16 protein-coding genes are annotated in these 21,852 nt (G+C 58.0%); 6 read left to right on the forward strand and 10 right to left on the reverse strand.

What is annotated here, in order from left to right; all coding sequences use genetic code 11:
- The first annotated feature begins 76 nt into the window (after positions 1-76).
- On the forward strand, positions 77-1,177 hold the full coding sequence (gene hppD, locus ARCT_RS0107790; protein ID WP_027239559.1) for a 4-hydroxyphenylpyruvate dioxygenase: 1,101 nt from the start codon (positions 77-79) through the stop codon (positions 1,175-1,177).
- A gap of 201 nt (positions 1,178-1,378) precedes the next feature.
- Here hppD and ARCT_RS0107800 read toward each other — a convergent pair whose 3' ends face one another.
- Complete coding sequence (locus ARCT_RS0107800) at positions 1,379-4,072, reverse strand: hypothetical protein (RefSeq protein ID WP_027239560.1); 2,694 nt, start codon at positions 4,070-4,072, stop codon at positions 1,379-1,381.
- Positions 4,073-4,245: 173 nt separating this feature from the next.
- On the opposite strand from ARCT_RS0107800, the gene ARCT_RS0107805 reads away from it, so the two are divergent.
- Positions 4,246-4,962, forward strand: a complete 717-nt coding sequence (locus tag ARCT_RS0107805) for an SIMPL domain-containing protein (protein WP_027239561.1) — start codon at positions 4,246-4,248, stop codon at positions 4,960-4,962.
- A gap of 83 nt (positions 4,963-5,045) precedes the next feature.
- Here the strand turns inward: ARCT_RS0107805 and ARCT_RS0107810 are convergent, their stop codons facing one another.
- A complete protein-coding gene (locus tag ARCT_RS0107810; protein WP_027239562.1) occupies positions 5,046-6,338 on the reverse strand; it encodes an O-acetylhomoserine aminocarboxypropyltransferase/cysteine synthase family protein in 1,293 nt (430 codons plus the stop codon).
- Positions 6,339-6,578: 240 nt separating this feature from the next.
- The gene (locus tag ARCT_RS0107815) at positions 6,579-7,568 is read right to left on the reverse strand and encodes a hypothetical protein (protein WP_027239563.1); all 990 of its coding nucleotides are present in this window, start codon (positions 7,566-7,568) and stop codon (positions 6,579-6,581) included.
- Between the two features lie 155 nt (positions 7,569-7,723).
- Here ARCT_RS0107815 and ARCT_RS0107820 point away from each other — a divergent pair, with 155 nt between their 5' ends.
- Complete coding sequence (locus tag ARCT_RS0107820) at positions 7,724-8,149, forward strand: hypothetical protein (protein WP_036784603.1); 426 nt, start codon at positions 7,724-7,726, stop codon at positions 8,147-8,149.
- A 67-nt stretch (positions 8,150-8,216) separates the two neighbouring features.
- Here ARCT_RS0107820 and ARCT_RS0107825 read toward each other — a convergent pair whose 3' ends face one another.
- Positions 8,217-9,092: a hypothetical protein gene (locus tag ARCT_RS0107825; protein ID WP_027239565.1), complete on the reverse strand. Its 876-nt coding sequence runs from the start codon at positions 9,090-9,092 to the stop codon at positions 8,217-8,219.
- A 400-nt stretch (positions 9,093-9,492) separates the two neighbouring features.
- On the opposite strand from ARCT_RS0107825, the gene ARCT_RS0107830 reads away from it, so the two are divergent.
- Positions 9,493-11,241: a sugar phosphorylase gene (locus ARCT_RS0107830; RefSeq protein ID WP_027239566.1), complete on the forward strand. Its 1,749-nt coding sequence runs from the start codon at positions 9,493-9,495 to the stop codon at positions 11,239-11,241.
- 3 nt (positions 11,242-11,244) lie between these two features.
- On the opposite strand, the gene ARCT_RS0107835 is transcribed toward ARCT_RS0107830, so the two are convergent.
- From ARCT_RS0107835 to ARCT_RS0107845, 3 genes are all read right to left on the reverse strand, one after another.
- On the reverse strand, positions 11,245-12,465 hold the full coding sequence (locus tag ARCT_RS0107835) for a glycosyltransferase family protein (protein ID WP_027239567.1): 1,221 nt from the start codon (positions 12,463-12,465) through the stop codon (positions 11,245-11,247).
- 11 nt (positions 12,466-12,476) lie between these two features.
- Entirely contained in the window at positions 12,477-13,262 is a 786-nt protein-coding gene (locus ARCT_RS0107840) for an HAD-IIB family hydrolase (protein ID WP_027239568.1), read from the reverse strand.
- 184 nt (positions 13,263-13,446) lie between these two features.
- Entirely contained in the window at positions 13,447-14,628 is a 1,182-nt protein-coding gene (locus ARCT_RS0107845; protein WP_154665327.1) for a helix-turn-helix domain-containing protein, read from the reverse strand.
- Between ARCT_RS0107845 and ARCT_RS25665 the strand changes: the two genes are divergently transcribed.
- Both ARCT_RS25665 and ARCT_RS0107855 read left to right on the forward strand, forming a co-directional pair.
- Entirely contained in the window at positions 14,628-15,659 is a 1,032-nt protein-coding gene (locus ARCT_RS25665; RefSeq protein WP_051360608.1) for an alpha/beta hydrolase family protein, read from the forward strand. The two genes, ARCT_RS0107845 and ARCT_RS25665, sit on opposite strands and share 1 nt — an antisense overlap.
- A gap of 359 nt (positions 15,660-16,018) precedes the next feature.
- The gene (locus tag ARCT_RS0107855) at positions 16,019-17,554 is read left to right on the forward strand and encodes an alkaline phosphatase D family protein (RefSeq protein ID WP_036784607.1); all 1,536 of its coding nucleotides are present in this window, start codon (positions 16,019-16,021) and stop codon (positions 17,552-17,554) included.
- A 652-nt stretch (positions 17,555-18,206) separates the two neighbouring features.
- On the opposite strand, the gene ARCT_RS0107865 is transcribed toward ARCT_RS0107855, so the two are convergent.
- From ARCT_RS0107865 to uxuA, 3 genes are read right to left on the reverse strand one after another with little or no spacing between them, the layout of a single operon-like run.
- Positions 18,207-19,127 (reverse strand): sugar kinase, encoded by a 921-nt coding sequence (locus ARCT_RS0107865; RefSeq protein ID WP_240476283.1) that lies wholly within the window; start codon positions 19,125-19,127, stop codon positions 18,207-18,209.
- Positions 19,124-20,572: a mannitol dehydrogenase family protein gene (locus tag ARCT_RS0107870; RefSeq protein WP_240476284.1), complete on the reverse strand. Its 1,449-nt coding sequence runs from the start codon at positions 20,570-20,572 to the stop codon at positions 19,124-19,126. Before ARCT_RS0107870 ends, ARCT_RS0107865 begins: the two co-directional genes overlap by 4 nt.
- Before the next feature lie 8 nt (positions 20,573-20,580).
- The gene (uxuA, locus tag ARCT_RS0107875; RefSeq protein ID WP_027239574.1) at positions 20,581-21,792 is read right to left on the reverse strand and encodes a mannonate dehydratase; all 1,212 of its coding nucleotides are present in this window, start codon (positions 21,790-21,792) and stop codon (positions 20,581-20,583) included.
- Between the last annotated feature and the right edge of the window lie 60 nt (positions 21,793-21,852).

Here is a 21,852-nt window from a genome sequence, read left to right on the forward strand (position 1 = left end):
TATGCATATGATCTGCGCTATTATCGAGGGGAACAGAAATTTAGCCCGCATCACGCGACTATTGGAGGAAACCACCATGGGTCCATTTCCGCATAACGCCCCAAAATCTGTGATCAGCGATGAAAATCCCGCTGGCACCGATGGCTTTGAATTTGTTGAGTTCGCCAGCCCTGACCCGGATGAGCTGCGCAGCCTTTTCACCAAAATGGGCTATGAGCAGGTCGGTCACCACAAGACCAAGCCCGGTATCGAACTGTGGCAGCAGGGTGATATCACCTATATCCTGAACGCCGAAAAAGGCAGCTATGCTGACAAATTTGTTGCCGAGCATGGTCCCTGCGCCCCCTCAATGGGCTGGCGCGTTGTCGATGCGCAAAAGGCCTTTGACCACGCGGTTTCCAAAGGTGCCGAAGCCTATGAAGGCGACGACAAAACCATGGATGTGCCCGCGATCAAGGGCATTGGTGGCTCGCTGATCTATTTCATCGACCAGTATTATGAAACCTCGCCCTACAACGATGAATTCGAGTGGACCAAGCAATCCAAGCCGCGTGGCGTTGGGTTTTACTACCTCGATCACCTCACCCACAACGTCTACAAAGGTAACATGGACAAGTGGTTCAATTTCTACGGTGAGCTGTTCAACTTCAAGGAAATCCGTTTCTTTGACATCGAGGGCAAGTTCACCGGGTTGCTGAGCCGGGCGCTGACCTCGCCCTGTGGCCGCATCCGTATTCCAATCAACGAAGATCGCGGGGAGACTGGCCAGATTGTTGCCTATCTCAAGAAATACAAAGGCGAGGGCATCCAGCATATCGCGGTTGGTACCGAGGACATCTATAGCGCCACGGATGAGATTTCCGAGCGCGGCATCACCTATATGCCTGCCCCCCCTGCGGCCTATTATGAGCTGAGCCATGACCGTGTGCAGGGCCATGAGGAACCGCTGGACCGGATGCAGAAACATGGCATCTTGATTGATGGCGAGGGCGTCGTTGATGGTGGCGAGACCAAAATCCTGCTGCAGATCTTCTCCAAGACCGTGATTGGCCCGATCTTCTTTGAGTTCATCCAGCGCAAGGGCGATGATGGCTTTGGCGAGGGGAACTTCAAGGCGCTGTTTGAATCGATCGAACGGGAACAGATCGCCAATGGAGAGCTGGACGCCGCCGAATAAGGCTAAATGGCCTAGAATGGATATGCAAAAAGTGCCGGGCCTCATGGAGGTCCGGCACTTTTTTATGGGACAGGTTTTGCTGTGGCTTAGCCACCGGCCTGATGTGATCTGGGGCCTGATGTGATCTGAGGCCTGGTGTGATCTGCGCGGGGGAAAGGTAAAGCAGGGGAGGGGAGGCCACGTCCCTGCTTCTGCGGCCAGTTAATTTCCGGGCAGTTTCAGCGTCGTATTGGTGCCGCGTTTTTGATACTGCAATTGGCTGTCGCTGATGGCCACCACGGTTCCGCCATCCAGGCGATCGCCAACCCGAACCTGCCGGGTCCGGCCACTGGGCAAGAGAACCAGCGCCTGGCGGTTTGATGGCTTGCCCGAGACACCAATAAGGTTCACCCGCCGCAAGTTGATGGCATTTGTGACCGTTGCCTGGCGCGCGACCGAGGCTGAGCTGGGAATGCTGGGGGTGACGGATCGCGGCGTCACGGCGGATGCCGCCGCTGTAGAGCTGGTTGCGGTACTGGCCCGTTGGCGGGTGGCGCGATCTACCAGATTGGCAAAGTTTGCAGGCCGTGCCCGTGGTTTGGCTGAGCTGGCGATGGCCAGGGCACTCACGGGCTGGTTCTCTTGCTCTTCCGTCTTCAGGCTCGCGGGGCGGGCGCGGGGGCGGACACGGGACAGTTCGGCGCGGCTAAGCCCTCCCAACAGGGCGCGCTCTGCCTGTTCCAGCAGATCAGAGGGGCGCAGGCGCGGGCGTTTGCGTGACAGGCTGGCGAGACGGGCGTTTTCGTCTTCTGCACTGGTGTCTTCCGGGGCCGCGCGCGCTGGAGTTGGCGGCGGGGTAACGCGGGGACGCCCGAGATAGACCATTATTCCGTCCGGGTTCAGGGTGCCTTCTGGTGTGGCGGTTACCATGCCGCGGTGGTCGAGATCAAAGTCACTGCCCGCCGCCGCCGGAGAGCTGGGCGCATCCGGCGCGGGATCGCTGGACAGCTGGGGAGATCCGGGCAGTGCAACGGCATCCTGGGAAAGATCGCTGTTGTCGATAGAGGCAATATAGATGTCATCCAAAGACACTAGCGCGGGGGCATCTGCGATCTGGGGAACCTGTTGCCAGATGCCAGTGGCCGCATAGAGCGCGGCTTCGCTCAGCGCATCGTCAGGGTCCAGATCGTGGACGTCCCCTTCTAACGCATCAAGCACGGGCTGGCCCGTGCTTGTCTCCAATTGAGTGTCTGTTTCAGAGTGGGCAGGGTCCAGACTGGCAGGGTCCAGACTGGCAGGGTCAAGGCGGGCAGTCTCAAGTGGTTCGGCTTGATTGCTCAATTCCACGACACCCGGGTCAGATTGCCCGGGGATAGCGCTCACCTGTGGCGCGATGCTGTCTGGCTCGGTTTCGATTTCGCTTATTGGAATATCCGCCGGGCGGGTGGCCTCAGTGCCGGGGGCAGCTGGCGGTTCCGCCCCGATGGCGGGGGCCTGATCGGCGGTGCCTGCGGGGGAGGTCGCCAATGGCGGCTCGTTGCTTTGTTCAAGCGGCGGGCGTTCGGCGGAGAAGAATAATCCGCCCTCTGAGAACAATGCAAAAGCCGCAATCGCAGCCATGGCCAACAAAAGCCCCGCCGTCAGGAACAGCCCCAGGAAGCGCGGCTTGCCTTTGGTGGTGTCTGGTTTGTCGTCATGACCGCTGCTGAGGCTACTCGCCGCCTGTGCAGCCGAGCCGCTGACGGTCGGAGCTTTGGGGTGAACAGAGGTCGGAGCGATTGCCGCAGAGGCTGGCGCGGCTGATTTTGAAGATTTGCCAGGCGCAGAACCGAGACTGGCGGAACCGAGGCTGGCAGCAGTATTTGCGCCAACTGGCACACGCGGGCCGGGCACGGCGGGGGAGGTCGCGCCGGTTTCCAGGGGCTTGGCATGACCGGCAGATTTGACACCCGCTGCCGTCGTGTGAGCTGTGGCAGATGGAGATTGGACCGGCTTGGCCAGTGTGGATGCCAGTGGGGATGCCAGTGTCGCTGCCAGTGGGGTGGCCGATGTGACTGTGCTGACGCCTGCGACAGTGGGTGCAGGTTTGCCGGGCGGTGGAGGTGCGGATTTTTCTGATGGTTTTTTTGCAGAGGCAGCTTTTACAGATTCGGGGCGTGTTGCCTCGGGTGATTTCTTGCGACGGCTGCTGAATCCTGCAATTGGACCGCTGTTCTCGGCATCCTCATCCGGAGGGAGTTGAGCGCTGCCTGGTTCCAAAGCTGCCGGAGCCTTGGGCAGGGTTCGTACCGCAGGCGCCTGGCCATCAGCGGGCTGCGGCGCGTCACTTATGGGGGTGGGTTTGTCAGCCGGTTCAGCAGGCGTGGGCTCTGGGTTAGGGGCTGCGGCAGGACCGATGTCCACAACGGCAATCCCATCAGGTGTGACCTCTGCCTCACCCAGCGAGGGGGCCGTGCCAAAGAAAGGTTCTCCCAGAAAACCACTCTCCCCGGGGGTGGCCACAAAGGAGGCCGGGGAAAACCCATTTTCCAGCGCAAAGCTTTCGGCTTCGGCCAATGTCTCATAGGCGACCGCGGCGATATGGGTTTGGTCGCCATCCTCGGACAGGTCAAATGCCAAATCCGACACCGGGTAGGGCGTGGCACCTTCCAATGCGGCGCGGGCTAGGCGGCGTCGGCTTTCCAGGTCGGAAATGCCGGTTTCGATGGTCAGATAGCGGATCTGATCACTGGGGATAATCAGTTTGCACAGTCCCTTGGGCGCCAGAGCGTCGCCCTTGGCTTTGAGGGCGGCAAGATCGGTTGTCAAATCAGCACTGTCGAGCGGCACAGAGCCGACATTGCGCCAGCCCCCGGCTGCGCGATGCAGCAGAACAATACCCTCTGCGGAAAGAGAAAGAGCAAACTCCGGTTTCATAATGCGGTCAAACCATCCAAATCTTTAGTGCCCGGACCGCGAGGAGTCCTATCAGGCCGTCAGAGTGAACCATAAAGCAGGACTCCGCCGAGTGAAAGGAAAAGAGCGCCCTTTCCCCTTGTCAGCGGTGATCTGCCTGCCCCATCTAGGGATAAAGCAAAGGAGCCTTAGTAATGAAAACAAAGACAGTTTTGGTAACCGCCCTGGCGATGGCGCTAACCTTTAGTCCCGCTCTCAGGGCGCAGACGAGCGCAGAGCGTCAGATTCTGGTCAGCGGTGAGGGCCGGGTGGAGGTTGCGCCCGATCTGGCTGTGATCACGCTGGGGGTGAGCAAAGAGGCCAAAGAAGCAGGCGAAGCAATGGCGCTGGTCTCTGAGGATATGGTCGCCGTCGTGCAGGAACTGCGCGCGGTTGGCATCGCAGACAAGGATCTGCAGACCCAGCAGATCTCGCTGCAGCCGGTCTGGTCAAATGATGGTTCTTACGACAGTCCACAACAGCGCCGGATCACCGGGTTCTCGGCCTCCAATACGGTGAATTTGCGGGTGCGCGATCTTGATCAACTGGGTGAGGTGCTTGACCGGGTGCTGCGCGCCGGTGCCAACCAGTTCCAGGGGCTGCGCTTTGATGTGGCGGATCACGCCAGTCTTCAGGACCAGATGCGCGCAAGTGCCGTTGCGGATGCCCGCCACAAGGCCGAACAACTGGCGGCGGCCGCCGGGGTCACCCTGGGGCCGGTTCGCACCATCACCGATCAGGATCATGGCGGTGGCCGTCCGATGATGGCAATGGAGATGTCCCGCAGCGGCGCCATGCCGATCGAAGCGGGCGAGCTGAGCTTTTCGCACAATGTGCAGGTGGTGTTTGACCTGGTGGTGCCAAACGAATAACTGCGGCTATGCCAGATTTTCAATCCAATAAGGCCGGGTAAACACCCGGCCTTATTGTTGTTTTCAAAGTTCGGCCTTTGGGGTCAGCTGCTAGCCTTGGCCAGGGCCTGGTCCAGATCGCGGATCAGATCGGCAGAATCTTCGAGACCGATGGAAATCCGCACCACATTGGCGCCCGCGCCTGCGGCCTCCTGCTGTTCGGGGGACAGCTGACGGTGGGTGGTGGAGGCCGAGTGAATGATCAGCGAGCGGGTGTCGCCAAGGTTGGCCACATGGCTGAAGATCTCCAGCGAATCCACCAGTTTGATGCAGGCGTCATAGCCGCCCTTTACCGCAAAGGTGAACAGGCCACCGGCACCTTTGGGGTAGTTCGCCTGAGCGCGCTCATAATAGGGCGAGCTTTCCAGACCGGCGTAGGTCACATAATCAACCCGGTCGTCCTGTTCCAGCCAGCTGGCAACGGTCATCGCGTTTTCGCAGTGGCGCTGCATCCGCAGGGACAGGGTTTCAACCCCCATCAGGGTGTAATGTGCCGCCTGTGGGTTCATCGTCATGCCCAGATCCCGCAGCCCAATGGCAATGCCATGGAAGGTAAAGGCCAGACCGCCAAAGGTCTCGTGGAATTTGAGCCCATGATAGGCAGGTTCAGGGGCTGAAAGGGAGGGGAATTTGTCGCTGGCGGACCAGTCGAACTTGCCGCTGTCGATCACTGCGCCGCCAGTAACGGTGCCGTTCCCGGTGAGATATTTGGTGGTGGAATGCACAACCAGAGTGGCGCCTTTGGCAATGGGGTTGCACAGATAGGGCGTCGCGGTGGTGTTGTCGACGATGAGCGGCACACCAGCGGCATCTGTCACATCGGCCAGCGCCCGCACATCGGTGACATAGCCACCGGGGTTGGCGATGGATTCGCAGAACACCGCGCGGGTGTTTTCGTCGATGGCTGCCGCGACGGCGTCTATGTCATCGGTATCGACAAATTTGGCCGACCAGCCAAAGCGTTTGATGGTCTGGCTGAACTGGGTGATGGTGCCACCATATAGCCGGGTCGAGGCAACCACATTGCAGCCAGGCGCCATCAGCGGGAACAGCGCCATGATCTGGGCCGCATGACCTGAAGAGCAGCATACTGCGCCAACGCCACCTTCAAGTGTGGCCAGGCGTTCTTGCAGCACGGCGACTGTGGGGTTGGTCAGGCGCGAGTAGATAAAGCCAACTTCCTGCAGGTTAAACAGGGCGGCGGCGTGATCGGCATCGCGAAAGACATAGCCGGTGGTCTGGTAGATCGGTGTTTGCCGCGCGCCGGTTGCCGGGTCTGGTTTGGCGCCTGCGTGGATCTGCAATGTGTCAAAGCCGTAGGCTGGTGCATCACTCATTTTGTCTTCTCCCTGTTGGAAACTCTTGGCAAATGTGTAGGACAGCTTGCCCGCGGGTACAACGTGGGCGTTGCATTTCGGAACAGCATTGCCAGGGACAGGGCCGGGAAGAGGAGATTTTCCCAATGCGGCCTTTGGTATTTGTCCGGAAGCGACAGCGAAACAGGAACAAAAACCCCAATGCGTTAAGGGCGGCGGCTGGCTGGCTGAAGGGCAGGGCAGTTGGCTGCGAGACCGCGTCTAGCGCAGCCACAGACCTTCGGATTTGATCTTGTTGCGCAGGGCCTGTTCGCGTCGGGGCAGGTGGTCCTGGTCAAACAGTGCCCGTACGCGCGCGCCCCGGTTTTGATAAACAAGCCGCTTGATTGGGTCATAGGTTTTCAACACCTTCTTGATCCAGTTTGGCGCGGCAACCTTTTCCAGCAGGTCTATCACCGCGTCGCTTTCGCGGGCATAGAGCAGCGGGAACAGCCGGTAGTGGCAGCTGGTTTCCCCGTCGAGGTAGCCAGCGGGCAGGGCGTCGCGGCCGCCGCCAAAGGAGTGGATCACCAGCGGCAGTGCAACCTGATCCAGCCAGGGGTCCAGCGACTGGCCGACCAGTTCAATTGGCGGATCGTTCAGGATGGACTGGGCATAGACCGCAAATCTTTTGCCAAAGGCGCGCGGGCAGGCGCCATAGAAAAAGCCGGCATTAAAGTAGAGATAGCGTTTCCAGAACTCATCTGGCTGGCTCAGATCCAGGGTTGGATCAATGTCCAGGCCAAACCGGTCGTAAAGGGAGCGCCAGATGTCCGTATAGCCGGGGCCATATAGCGTTGGCTTTGGCCAGGTGCCTTCGCGCCGCAACGAGGCAGAGGGACGGTTGAAATCAAAGGGGACCGCCTCAAGGTCGCCGGTGATCAGCGTGTCGCTGTCAAAAAAGACAAAATTCTCGCCTTCGGGCATGGCCTGCAGCGCCTCGATCTTGTTGCCATAGGGGTAGGTCTGGCCAAAGATCTTGTTTTCAAACGGCAGGATTTCGACCCCAAGGCGGGCAAAGGCCTCCAGAACGCCTGCGTTGTGAATGCTGGGGTCTTTTTGCCAAAGCCTCCCCGGTTGCGGTACCGCGACAAACAGGCGGCCAGAAAAGTTGGGGCAGCTATGGCGCAGGGAGGCGGCAAACAGCAGCGCCTCGTATTGCAGGCGACCTGCCTGGCCGATGATCATGACGTTGAAAGACTGCTGCGCCATTGTTTTTCCTGTCTTCCGCCTCTTGCGAGCGGTTGGGGCTTGGGTGTCTTATGGTCTATATTCGAAACTGGCTTTGGGCAAAAGGCAATCCCCGAACTTTGGGAAGCTTTGGCCAGGGTCGCGACTTGTTTGTATCAGTTTAGTGAGGATTTCTTATGCTGAAATTAGGGTCTGTTTTTGCTTTGGCGCTGGGGGTGGCAGGCATGCCTGACGGGGCCTTATCGGCGCCCTTTACCACTGCCGCAGAGGTAAAGCCGATTTTGTCAGTCACCAAGGCCAATTGGGTTTCAGTGCGGGAATTTGATGGGCAGGATCTGCTGTATGTAACGCATCTGTGGTCCTGGCGCTGTGGGTTGAACGGTATGCGCATCGGCGTCAACGGAGCCGAGCCGGAGACCTGGCCGATGCCGCCCTGCCACGAGGATCAGGCGGCCCCCAATGCCATCCTGCCAGAAGATGGGCTGCCCTATGCGGCCTTTCCCCTGGGGTCGATCCAGCAGATTACCATTGATGTTTTTTATGACGACCTGACGATGGAAACGCTCAAAGTTGACCGGTTGGGACAGCCGATTTCACCCTAGATCAACAAAAGCCTCTCCCTTGTCCGGATCGGGACGCTGGGCAAGGGAGAGGCAGGCTGGGGGTGGTTTAGGGGGAGATCATCGTCACGCCGGGAATACGTTGCACTGTCTCCATGTCTTCTTCGTAAAGCGTGGTGACAGTATCGACGATGGCTTCATTCCAGCCTGGCAGGTCGACCTCTTCTTCCAACTCGTCTTCGCGCACATATTTGTCCAAAAAGGCTGCAAAGACCCGTCGGCGATGCATTTCCGACATATCAGGGTGCTGTGCCAGGTACTGGCGCAGCCGCCGCATGCCTTCGCGGCTCATGATGGCCGACAGTAAATCCATGCCACCGTCCAGACGCTGGTTCATCTCCAGCCCGGACATGTCGCGGATAATCTGCGCCCAGATAAGCGGCATATCTTCAAAACACCAAACATTGAGAGGAACGTCGGGAACAGCCCGCCGCAGGCGCGTCAGCAGATCCGACCAGCGCAGGTTATAAGGGTCAAGGTTGCCCAGCACCTGGGCCTTGCGATCCGGGTGCGCGTTTTCAAGAAGGCCCGGCAAAATGGTTGCCGGGTTTCGCAATCCGATGAACAGCTCCAGGTTATCCTGAGCGAACAGGTGCTGCAGGGACAAAAGCCGGGCCTCTGCTTCCGGATAGAACTGGCTGCCCTCGATTGCCTGACGCTGCGAGCCAAAGAAGTTGGCATTGGACAAAAGCACTCTGTCTGCCTGTTCTTCTTCCAGGATCGCATCCCACAAAACATCCCGGGCTTCCGTTGTGGCTTGCCCGTCCTGAAGGGCTGCCATGCAATCTTTGAGCAGGTAGCGATATTTGCCAGGGCCGGGCACAACGGTCCCGTGCAGGCGAAAGCGGTCTTTGTTGCGCAGCAGGGTCTTGAGCAGACGGTCCTCTTCGGTTCCATGTGCGCCGCAATGAAAAATGACCTGCATCGGGTCGCCTATCTCCTGTGTGCTTGAGTTGCCTCAGGCTTACTCTGCTGGGCTATATAGGTCAAATGGTCAGCTGTGGAGGCCGGGAGAGGGCGGGTGGCGCAGATGGATTGCGCCTATTGCGTGATCTGGTGGCATCACTTTTGCGGTTTTGGCGGATCGAGGTGGACTGGATAGCCCGACCATCATCACTGCGACAGTGTCTTTGGGATTTCCCCCGCGCGCTCCTTGTCTGGCGAAAAAGGCACGGCCTAGGTGCTGAGCACAAAGCGATCAAATTATGAGCGATCAGGGTGAAAAACTATAGAGCAGGCGGCCCTTTGGCAGCCAACTGACCGCGAGAGGTCTCAAAACCGATGGAGAGGCTTGTGTGCCGCCGGTTTTCAGATTTTCTTGCCCTATGCATACAGTCAAGACACGCTCATTCACCACCCGGCTCACGACGCTTCTGAGAAAGATCTATCCCGATCAGGACGCCAATCTCCTTGCGAGCAAAATCGTAGGTGCGTTTTGGCCAGAGGGGCAACAGCCGCGCAAGAGGGGGCGGTTGCCCAGCAACAACCTGTGGACCGAAAAGGACGCGCTGCTGATAACCTATGGCAACTCGATCCTGGACGGCGCTCACAAACCATTGGATCTGATGCATGACTTTCTGCTGCGCCGCATGAAGGGCCTGGTCAATGGTGTGCATATTCTGCCCTTCTTTCCCTTCACCTCTGACGATGGCTTTGCGGTTTCGGATTTCAGGGCGGTAAACCCGCAGCTGGGAGATTGGCCGGACATCAATCGCATCAGCGAAGATTTTCACCTGATGTCGGATCTGGTTTTGAACCATGTGTCCAGTCAGGGCGCCTGGTTCAATGGCTACCGACAGGGGCAATCTCCCTATGATGGCTTCTTTTTTGAGGCCTCGCCCGAGGATGACCTGAGCAGCGTTGTCCGCCCGCGCACAACGCCATTGTTGCAGGAGGTCGAGACCGTGAACGGCCCCCGCCATGTCTGGTGCACTTTTAGTCATGATCAGATTGATCTGGATTTCCGCAACCCCGAGGTCTTGCTAGAGTTCTTGCGCATCATCCGGCTGCATGTGGACAACGGCGTGCGCATCATCCGGCTGGATGCGGTGGCCTTCTTGTGGAAAGAGGTCGGTACCAGTTCGATCCATCTGCCACAAACCCATGCCATCGTGCAACTGATGCGACTGCTGTGTGACTACGCGGTTGAGACCATAATTCTGCTCACGGAAACCAATGTGCCCAAGGCCGAAAACCTGAGCTATTTTGGCAATCGCAACGAAGCCCATGCAATTTACAACTTTCCGCTGCCGCCGCTGATCCTGCATGCTGTGATGTCCGGGTCGGCGCAGTATCTGCGGCGGTGGCAAAGCGGCATGCCACCTGCCCAGCTGGGATGCGCCTATCTGAATTTCACCGCCAGCCACGATGGGATCGGCATGCGCCCGGTTGAGGGCATCCTGCCAGAGCCGGAACAGGCCAAGATGATCAACACGATCAAAGATATCGGTGGGCTTGTCTCGATGCGGGCCCTGCCGGGTGGGGGTGAGACCCCCTATGAGATCAATACCACCTTCTACGAGGCGACAGGGCAGACATTTGCCGGGGCGGATGCCTATCACCTGGAGCGTTTTTTGTGCTCGCAAACTATTGTGATGTCATTGGAAGGCATCCCTGCCTTCTACATTCATTCCATGCTGGCAACGCCGAATGATCACGCCCAGGTGGAACGGCGCGGCATGAACAGGGCGATCAACCGGCACCGCTGGGACTATCCCAGTCTGAACGCCCTGTTGGATGACCCCAGGTCGGTGCAGGCGCGGGTTCTGGAGGCGTTGTCGCACCGCTTGCGGGTCAGAGCCAAACAGCCCGCCTTTCATCCCAATGCCACCCAGTTCACCATGCCGCTGGACAACGCAGTCTTTGGTGTGTGGCGTCAAAGCCTTGACCGGCATCAATCCATCTTTGCCCTGCACAATGTCAGCAACCAGCCGATGGCGGTGTCGCATATGTCGATGAACCTGATTGACGACGAAACCTGGGTGGATCTGCTGACCGGTGAAGAGATTGATATGATGCAAGAGGCCATTTCCCTGGCCCCCTATCAATGTCGCTGGATCACCAATCGGGGCTGAGCTCTACTGATACTCAGCCTCATCCGCTTTTGCCGCTGCGGTCATATCCGACAGAAAAGCCGGATCCGCAGAATGGACGCGGTTCCAGGTGGGGATGAAGGGTGTCTCATGGGGGTTTTCAAGAAAGATCTGCCCCGCCCGCATGATGTTTTCCGCAAACAGCTCGATCGCGCCTTCCTCGGCATGGCGGTCGATCGACAGGCCATTCATTTTGGCATCGTTGTAATAGGCTTCGAGCAGATCAAGCGCGCAGCGGTAATAGGTGGCCTTGAGCGTTCGAAAGACATTGGGCGTAAACACGGTTCCATCGGCTGCAAGTTTGCGAAAGATCGCTTTGCAGATATCCGTGGACATCCGGTTCAACCCGGCATTGGCTTGCTGCGGGCTGAGGGACTGGTGTTTGTGATCATAGGCATCGCTGATATCGACCTGACAGACGGCTTTGGGGGCGAGGTTTCGCCAGGCCTCTGACAAGACACCGATTTCCAAGCCCCAATCAGAGGGGATGCGCAGGTCAGGAAGGATAGAGGTGCGCATGGCAAACTCACCAGACAGCGGGTAGCGAAAGCTGCGCAGGTAATCGATATAGTCCCGGCTGCCGATCACCCGGTTGAGCGCAATCAGCAAAGGGCTGACCAGCAGGCGGGTCACCCGGCCATTGATATTGTTGCCGCCGATCCGCGGATAATAGCCTTTGGCGACTTGATAGGGAAAGTTTGGATTGGCCATTGGATAGACCAGTCGGGCCAGCATTTCTTTGTTGTAGGTCAAGATATCACAATCATGGATCGCCATGACGGCGCTGTCGGCGCAGCCGATCAGATACCCCAATGAGGCCCAGACATTTTTGCCCTTGCCCTGTTCAGTTGGAGCCAGCCCCATCGCCTCCAGACGTGCCCCCAGCGCAAGCATGCGCGGGCTGTCGTTCCAGATCACGATATGATTTTGACCCAGGCCTTTGAAAAATGTCTTTGCATGGCGAAACTGGGCTTCATTTGCCGCATCCAAGCCAATGATGATCCTGTGCAGATAGCTGACCCTGGCCAGTTCCGACAGGATATGCGGCATCGCCTGACCTTCGAGTTCAGAATAAAGGCAGGGCAAAATGAGTGAAATTTTTCGGGACTGGGCAAAGACCGAAAGCTCATGCTCCAATTCATCAGCAGACCGGGTGCGCAGGTTATGCAGCGTTGTGATGTTTCCGTTTTGATGGAAATCGGCCATGAGCTTTGATCCTACTTCATGTGCAACCGGTCGAGCAACTGAAGGACCGCCGTATTCCACCCCACGGGACCTGCCTCTTTGGTGCGTAAAATTTGGCCCCGCGCTTCTCCCTTTAGCAAGGGCAGTGGGGCGCGATGTGGATTGGTCACGACAACTCCAAAATCCACGTTTTCCAGCATTTGAATATCGTTGGGGGCGTCTCCCAGCGCGATTGTATGCTGTGGCTGGTAGCTCTGCACAATTTTTAACAGCTGATCGGCCTTATTGCCTCCAAAAGAGAGGGTTAAAAAACGCCCGCCCTGTTGCGCAGTCACGCCTTGTTCCAAAAGATAGGCAAGGAAGTCTGATCGCTGCTGGGCTGTGCCCAGCCACTGCCCAGGTTCAGAAAACGCACGCTGCTGTGCCAGTTTTGCCTGTGGTAACGCCAGGCCGGTCATCTCGGCCAGCTGATCGGCGGTCACATCGCCAAAGCCGCGAAAACACCTGCGAAGCGGGCCGGGCAGCCCGTCAAGAACAGATCGCACCGCCTGATAGTGCGCAGCCTGTTGCACGCATTTACCGTGGGGAGAGAGAATGCCAGCGCCATTTTCAACAATGGCCGGCCAGTCTTCCAGCTCCAGATCCGACCGCAGGGCGCCAATTTCAGCGGCGGTTTTGCTACTCGCCAGGACAACCGCAGTGGACAGGCGTTGCAGCGCTGTCAGCGCCTGTTGCGCAGCGTCCCACCGATAGGTGACGTGGTCAATCAATGTGCCATCCAGGTCGGTAAAGACCATCAAACGGTGCAGGTTTGTCATATGATATTTATGTCCTGCTGCTGAAATCAGGACAAGGCGGCGCAGGTCGGCAACGGAATTTTGGCGCACTCAATGCGACCAGCGATGATTTTTTAGACCGACAAAGCAGTCTGACCAACACAAGCTTCAGGTTTCGCCTTCCTCTGCATCATGTGTGAAGAGCCGCTAGACCCTACATTTGGTTTCAGTCCGTGGCCGCAGTCTTTGGTGCACCGGATTTTCTGAACTCGACAGGAGTTTGTCCGTAGACCCGTTGAAATTCACGATAGAAATTGGACCGAGACAGGAAACCGGACTGCGCCGCGATAATGGCGACGCTATCTTGCCCCTGCATCAGCATCTTGGCCGCGTGTTCCACCCGAAAATCATTCACGTATTGAGACACATTCTTACCCTTTTCGCGGTTGATCGCAGCGGAAAGAGTCCGCACAGGCAGATGAAGACGCCTTGCAAGTCGCTGAACGGTAATATCCGGATCAAGGTATAGCTGATCTTGCCGCATCAGAGCGCCCAAGCCCGCTTCGATCTCTGTGTCACGTCCACTGGTGGAAGGTGTTGCGGGTTTTGCGGCCTGAGGGCTGTTGAGCATCCTGGGGATCGTGATCAGGGCAGCTAGCGTGAAAACGATAAGCGGAACGGAGCCATAAGAGATCAATTTTGCTGCGTGGGCCCCTCGGTTCAGCATAAAATCCAGAGCAATTGCAGTGTCCAGAAACAGAACAAAGACAAGGATACCAGCGCCTCGCAATATCCCGTTGGAAAGCCCGCGCGACACCTCGACATGCGCATAGCTCAGCGCGTCGGGCCCCTTTCGCCAAAGCAAATATAACGCCACAAGATAGAACAGATAGCTGCCACTGATCAGCCAATCTATCCGGCCCAGACCGTCAGACACCGTCCAGAATATCCCTAAGATCACCACAGGAACAGCAAGATGAAGCAAGGTGAGCCTGCGAAACCTGCTGGCGCCAACGGTTAATGACACAAAGCTCAAATAGATCATCGGGCCAAGAAACAGCGGCAAGGCGCGTTGCACCGGGATCAACTGATCCACGCCATAGCCAAACCTCAGCCCCACCAGAATCGCTTCTAGGGCGCACAGTCCGAGCAGCCCAGCAAACATGACATTTGCCCTGCGGGGGCCAAGTTCCAACCCCCAAACCATGACTGCGACGCCCACGAACAAGGTGGCCGTCATTAACGGCAGTGGGAAATTGACCATAATCGGGTCGACCATCTGTCCTCTTTCTGTCCTGACCTGTCCTGCATCGTGATTGAGGACAGCTATAAAGGGCGCGCTGCGTTGCTTCAACTTGATGGGACACTCACGTTCACCAGCATCAAGTAACAAAACAGGAGCCTCCAATGAAACTCATCCTCTCAACTGTGTTTGCGGTCGTCGTCGGCTACGCCGTCGCAGCGTCGGAACAAACCTATTATCCCGCTCTGACCGATCTGCACATCTCCGATCCAGCGGGGCAGCGCGATCTCGATGGGCTATTGTGGTATCCAACCGAGGCATCCGCACCTTTGACATATGACTTTGAAAGCAAGGTCTGGGTCGGCACGCAGGTTGTAAGGGATGCAAGCCCGGCGCCAGGTCGATTTCCGCTTGTTGTCCTCTCTCATGGGATGTTCGGAAATGCGCTGAACCAGGCGTGGCTGGCCGGGGCCCTGGCTAAACGGGGCTTTGTGGTGGCTGCGATCAGCCATCCGGGAACCTCGACATGGTCCCGCGACCCCGACCAGCGACGACAGCTTTGGGAGCGGCCAAAAGATATCTCGCGCGTCATTGACCACGCAATTCTGTCACCTCAGCTGACCGAGGTCATTGATCACGACAGGATCTTCATGGCTGGTCATTCTTTGGGCGGTTTCACGGCCGCCGCCCTGGCAGGGGGGCGCTATGACGCTGCAAAGCTGAAGCGCTTTTGTGACGAGGTTTCAGGCGAACTGGCATGTGGCATTCTGAACGACTGGAAGGTTGCTCAAACCCCCGAGGACCGTGCCGAGATGGAAGCGGATCTGTCCGATGCCCGGATCAGCGCATTCGCGATATTTGATCTTGGCGGAACACAGAGCTTTTCCCAGGCCAGCCTGCGCAATATTGATCGTCCGGTGTTGGTGTTTGGCGCGCCAATCATGAATTCAGGCCTCACACTGGACATTGAATCCCGGACTTTGGTTGATCTGCTGCCGTCAGAAACCGCCAGATATATTGAACCACAAACCCTGTCTCATTTTGACTTTCTGGGGCAATGCAAACCAGGTGGGTTGGAACTGCTTGCAAAAGAAATACCGGGGGATGAGATCATTTGCGTGAATGGCGGAGCCGAGCGTGCAGCGCAGCATGACATGATTGTCGATGAGGTCGTCAAATTCTTCTCCTTGCAATAAGGCAACAAGGCAATAAGACTGAGAGCCCGACCGAAGCACTCCTGTGGATGCTCCGGTCGGGCTCTTGGTTCACAGCTCACGGCTTCACGAAGACTGCCACCCTGACAAAACTGACATTGGCTTGGTCGCAGAAAGCGCAGGCATTGGGCGCGACGGGGGCTTGTGGCGGTGATCCTTCAAGGGCGAAGGCCCGCTGCGCGCATATGAAGGACACATATTAAGGACCTGGCAGATCGTGTCCGTAGATCGCTGTCACGCAGATATCTGTGAAGTTCATTTAACTTTCATATCACTGTCAATGAGCTGAAACCTGCACCGCGCTAAGCATCGGCATCACATCTGATTAGGATCACATTCCCATGCCTCGCATTACATTTACGCGCCGCCAAGCGCTTTTGGGCACGGCTGCACTTTCTGCAACCGTTGCCATGCCGTCCCTTTCGAGGGCGCAGTCGCGTCCACTGATCACCCATGGCATTATGTCTGGTGATGTCGCCCATGATGGCGCGGTCATTTGGAGCCGCGCTGACCGTGAGGCCAAGATGCTTGTCGAATGGGCCACGACGGAAAGTATGACAGACGCGCGTGCTGTTCCCGCATTGGCCGTTGGCACGCCAACCGATTACACAGGCAAGCTGGCGCTTACCGGCCTGCCAAGCGATCAGGATATTTTTTACCGCGTAACAATGTCCGATCTTACAGACGGTACACTTTCAGAGCCAATGACCGGCACATTCCGGACCGCGCCCATGGGCAACCGGGACATCAGTTTTGTTTGGTCTGGCGACACGGCTGGTCAGGGTTGGGGCATCGACGAAGATCGCGGCGGCATGACCACCTATGCGACGATGAACAGCCACGCGCCGGACTTCTTCCTGCATTCCGGTGACACGGTCTACGCCGATGGTCCGTTGCAAGAAGAAGTTGCACTCGACGACGGCTCGATCTGGAAAAACATCGTCACACCTGCCAAGATGAAAGTGGCTGAGACCCTGGACGAATTCCGCGGCCAGCATTTGTACAACTACATGGATAAAAACGTGCAGGCGTTTAATGCCTCTGTGCCAATGATTTCTCAATGGGACGACCACGAAGTCACAAATAACTGGTATCCTAATGAGATGTTGACTGCGGATGACCGTTATACGGAGAAATCACTGCAGGTTCTTTCGGCCCGTTCCGCACGCGCATTCCACGAAATGATGCCAACCCGACAGGTTCTGTCAGAACCGATGCGGGTGTATCGCAGGGTGTCCTACGGTCCGTTGCTCGATATTTTTGTGATCGACATGCGCACCTATCGCGGCGACAACACGGCAAACACCGAGGCCGAAGGCACCCCGTTCCTGGGCGCGGAGCAGCTTGCCTGGCTGAAACGCGAGATGGTGAATTCCACCGCAACATGGAAGATCATCGCGGCCGACATGCCAATTGGCATGATGGTACGGGATGGCGACAACATGGAAAACAGCGCAAACGGCGATGGCCCCGTCTTGGGCCGTGAAAAGGATGTCGCCGCAATCCTGTCGTTCATTAAAACCGCTGAAATCACCAACACCGTGTGGCTCACGGCAGATGTGCATTACACCGCAGCCCATCACTATTCGCCCGACCGCGCTGTTTTTCAGGAGTTTGAGCCGTTCTGGGAATTTGTCTCCGGTCCATTGCATGCCGGTACATTCGGACCCTCCGAATACGACAACACCTTTGGTCCCGAAGTGCGCTTTGCAAAGCACCCTGAAGACGGGCAAGCCAACCTGCCACCAAGCGACGGGCTGCAGTTCTTTGGCAAAGTCGACATCGCGGCAAATACGGGCGTGATGACTGTCCGCTTGATGGACAGCGCAGATGTGGAGCTTTGGTCAGTTGAGCTAGAGCCCAAGATCTCTGTCTGACCTGTCCAAGAGTGAGGTGGCCTGCCTGGGCCACCTCAAACAATCAAGGGCAGCGCCTGTGTTCAACAAATGTAGCCCAACGGCCTGAGCATGTGTTGAAAATTGCCGAGTACTTTGTAAAAGCCGACTTTTGCTGCGTTGCAATTGGGGCGCACTCCGGGCGCTCAACCGGATTTTGCGGCGTCTGGCCTGAACCGGTCATCGGCAATCTGGATTCTGCTATAGGCCCTCTTTGCATCCCATTTGGGGCTGCGGCGGCAAACTCAGACATGCGCTACGCTGATTGAGCAGCCAATGGGGGCAATTGGTGGATTTGCCGCCCCTTAGAAGTGGGCTTTTTCAAGCCGGGCGGGAACCTGCAAGATCAAATCACCCAGCCTGTTTGCTTCTTCGCGCGACAACCCGCCACCAGGCTCATCGAACGTCACGATCTTGGATGTGCCAACAAGACAACGGGCCAGGTCGGTGACCCGCCATTCGCAAACGTCATGACATAGCGCAGACAGGCCGGATCGCATCTCGCCAAGACAGCGCGGCGGAACGGTTCGGATAGGGGCGGTCAGTAAAGGTGGCGAACGCCACAGGGCTAGCACAAAATCGCCTCGCGTTTGGATAGAGGGTCTCACATTGAAGCGTTCCGATGTGCCTGTCGCTAATTTCGAGCCTGCCTCTTGATCGTCTCCATCGGGATCAACGCCCCCTTCTGGCCAATGACCTGAGCGGCCACCTGGTGCCCCAGCCCAACCGCCTGAGCAAGGGGCGCGCCTGTTGCGATGGCGGCAAGGAAGGCACCATTGAAACTATCGCCTGCGCCGGTCGTATCGACCGGCTCCACCTGTTCGAAGTGATCAAATATCTGGGTTTCACCATTCTGATGTCCGAGCACCTCGGCCCCGCCATTCTTGACCACGACACTTTCTGCGCCAAGCGCTGCATAGCGGTTGATTGTGTCCCTGGGGGAGGCGTCACCAAATGCCCTGCGTTCATCGTCGAACGAGGGCAGGACTACGGTTGAAACGCGTGCCATCTCGGTCAATGTGTCTGCTGCAATCTGCAGATTTTCCCAAAGCTTCGGTCGCAGATTTGGGTCGAAGGAAATCATCGCCCCTTCGCTTTTTCGCTGGCGCAGAACATCTATCAGCGCGGTTCGTCCTGCGGGGGGCAATATTGCCAGCGTGATACCTGACACATGCAGGATCTGGGCCTCTGCGGTCAGCGCAAGAAGCTGGTCGGGATCATCGGCCAGCGTGCGGGCTGCCGATGTTTCGCGCCAATAGGAAAAGCTGCGCTCGCCCTTCGTCAGCGAGATCAGGTACAGACCAACGGACCGGGTCGGATGGGTCAGCACCCGGTCGGTTCCGATACCGTTTTCAGCAAGAAATTTCGGGATGCGTTGCGAGACTTCATCGGTGCCGATGCAGGTTCCGTAGGCGACCGCCCAGTCCGATGGCAGGCAGGCCCGCGCATACCAGGCCGTGTTCAGCGTATCACCCGCGATCCCCAGGCGCCAAAGCTCACCTCCGGCAGAGGCAAGTTCGAGCATACATTCGCCAATTGAGACAAAGCGCATCATGCCACCTCTCTTGAGATAACCTCGGCCATGGGCCGCGTCAGCATCTCCTGAAGAAGGGTCGTGACCAGGTCCCAGAATGCTGCGTCCTGCGCGACGTCGCGCGGTACAAAGGAGGCGGCGCGCACAGCCTGAACAAGGTCTGGCGCGTGCTGACCTTGCGCCATAGCCCGCAGGTCCGCGGCACGCGGGTCGCGCAGCTCATAGGGGGCGCAATCGTGAGTCGACAGCGACAGGTGGCGCAACCAGGCCGCAGTCGCAAAGGCAAATGCGCGGATATCGCCAGCATTGGCCCCTGCGTCAGGAACCGCCGAAAAAATACGCTGGGGCATCTTTTCCGAACCGTCCATCGCGATCTGAAACGTCGCATGCGCAAGGTGCGGGTTGCAAAAACGCTCTGCAAGCTGATTGGCGTAGGCGCCAAAATCGACGCCGGGCAATGGTGCCAGCGTGGCGGCCGCTGCCGACAAGTGACGTGCAACCAGCCGCGACAGGTCTGGGTCGGCCATCACGTCCCGCACATATTGGTGTCCGGCTGCAAACCCGACATAAGCCAGCATCGAGTGGGCGCCGTTCAGCATGCGCAGTTTCATGTTTTCGTAAGGCCGCACGTCGCTGACAAAGACCGCACCACCGGCTTCCCACTTTGGTCGGCCCGTGGAGAAATGGTCTTCGATCACCCATTGATGAAACCCCTCGGTTTCGATCGCAGCTTTGTCCCGGTAACCGGTCATGTGTTCGGCCAGATCCAGCGTCTCCTGGGTGGCGGCGGGCGTGATCCGGTCCACCATTGTGGATGGAAAGGCCACGTCCCGGGCGATATGATCAGCCAGATCGGGCGCTGCGCGACGTGCGAAATCCACCAGCAGCCCGCGCAGAATACGCCCGTTTTCCGGCAGATTATCGCAACACAGGACTGTAAATGGCGCCCGCCCCAAAGCACGTCTTTGCCCAAGCGCCCAGACCAGCAGGCCCACCACCCCCTGCGCTTCTGAGGGCCGTTTGAGGTCCTGCGCGATTGCCGGGTGTGTGGGGTCGACGCCCCCCGTTGCACGGTTCAAACCGTAGCCTTTTTCCGTCACGGTGATTGATACGATCCGTGTCTCGGCGGCCAGGAGCGCGGCCTCGACTGCTTCCCTGTCTGTTTTCAGACAGTAGGCTGCGGCTATGGCCCCGATGACGCGTGCCCGGCTGCCCGAGGCATCCCGTTCGATCAGCGTGTAGAGACCGTTTTGGGGCTGAAGCTCTTCTGATGGCGCTGCGCTGCGCAGGCTGACGCCGATAATTCGCCAATCGCCGCCCGTTTGGGAGAGGGCGCTGTCGGTATAGACGGCCTGATGTGCTTTGTGGAATGCACCCAGACCAATATGTACAATCCCGACACCGTGATTGTCTCTTTGGTAGTCAGGCAGGCGAACTGTGTCGGGCATCCCTTCGGTACTGGTCATTCTGCGGATCATGGCAGCGCACGCGCGTATTGCAGGCCCGCAATTGCGCCGCGCAGCTCGGCAAGCCCCTTCAGCCGACCGATAGCCGGATAACCGGGCTGCGCCTTGCGCTGCAGATCGCCGAGAATGTCCTGGCCGTGGTCGGGGCGGAACGGGATTGACCAATCCTCCCTGCCATCCGCACGGCGTCGCTCCTCTTCGGTCAGGACCGCTGCAATCAAGGCGATCATATCCGTGTCACCAGCAAGGTGCTCGTCCTCGAAAAACGAACCAAAAACGGCATCGCTTTCGCGTTTTACGTTCCGCAAGTGCAGGAAATGGACCCGGTCACCCAAGCGGTGCATCATGCCGGGCAGGTCATTGTCCGACCGCGCACCAAGCGACCCCGAGCACAGTGTAATCCCGTTGGCGCGCCGGTCCACGGCCTGCATAACGGCCGAAAACTGGGCCTCTGTCGACATGATGCGGGGCAAACCAAGAAGCGGCACAGGTGGATCGTCGGGATGGCAGCAAAGACGCATCCCAAGCTCTTCGGCAACCGGAACCACCTCTTGGAGAAAATCGATCAGGTGCTGGCGCAGGCGGTCTTCGTCAATGGCCCTGTATTCGGCAATGTGTTGGCGCACGTCTTCAAGCGAGAAACTTTCAACAGCTCCCGGCAGCCCGAAAACGACGTTTTTCGCGAGTTCTGCGCGGCGTGCCTCGCTCATGGCCTTAAAGCGTAGTGTCGCTTCTTCTCGCAGGGCTTGATCAAAATCCGCCGCCGCACCGTCGCGTGCTAGAATGTGCAAATCGAAGGCGGCGAAATCCACCAGATCGAACCGCATGCAGGTTGCCCCCGACGGCCGCGACCACGCCAGGTCCGTGCGGGTCCAGTCCAATACGGGCATGAAATTGTAGCAGATCACCGCGATCCCAGCCTCGGCGAGGTTGCGCAGGCTTTGCTTGTAAGCCTCAATATGCGCGCGCCAGTCGCCGGTCTGTTTTTTGATGTCCTCCGATACGGGGAGGCTTTCAACAACCGCCCATTCTAGACCTGAGGGGCTGCCATTGCGCATGGTGGCGATCTCTTGCTGCCGCTGTCTGATGTCCGCCGGTGACCAAATGTCTCCGGTGGGGACGTGGTGCAAGGCCGATACAATCCCTTCGACTCCAGCTTGCCGCGTATCGTCAATAGACACGAGGTCCTTGGGGCCAAACCAACGCCATGTCTGCTTCATCTGTTTTCCTCCCGAGTCGTCTGCGATCACTCTACCATCACCATTAGTTGCTGACTAGTA

The organism is Pseudophaeobacter arcticus DSM 23566 (assembly GCF_000473205.1).
Taxonomy (GTDB): domain Bacteria; phylum Pseudomonadota; class Alphaproteobacteria; order Rhodobacterales; family Rhodobacteraceae; genus Pseudophaeobacter; species Pseudophaeobacter arcticus.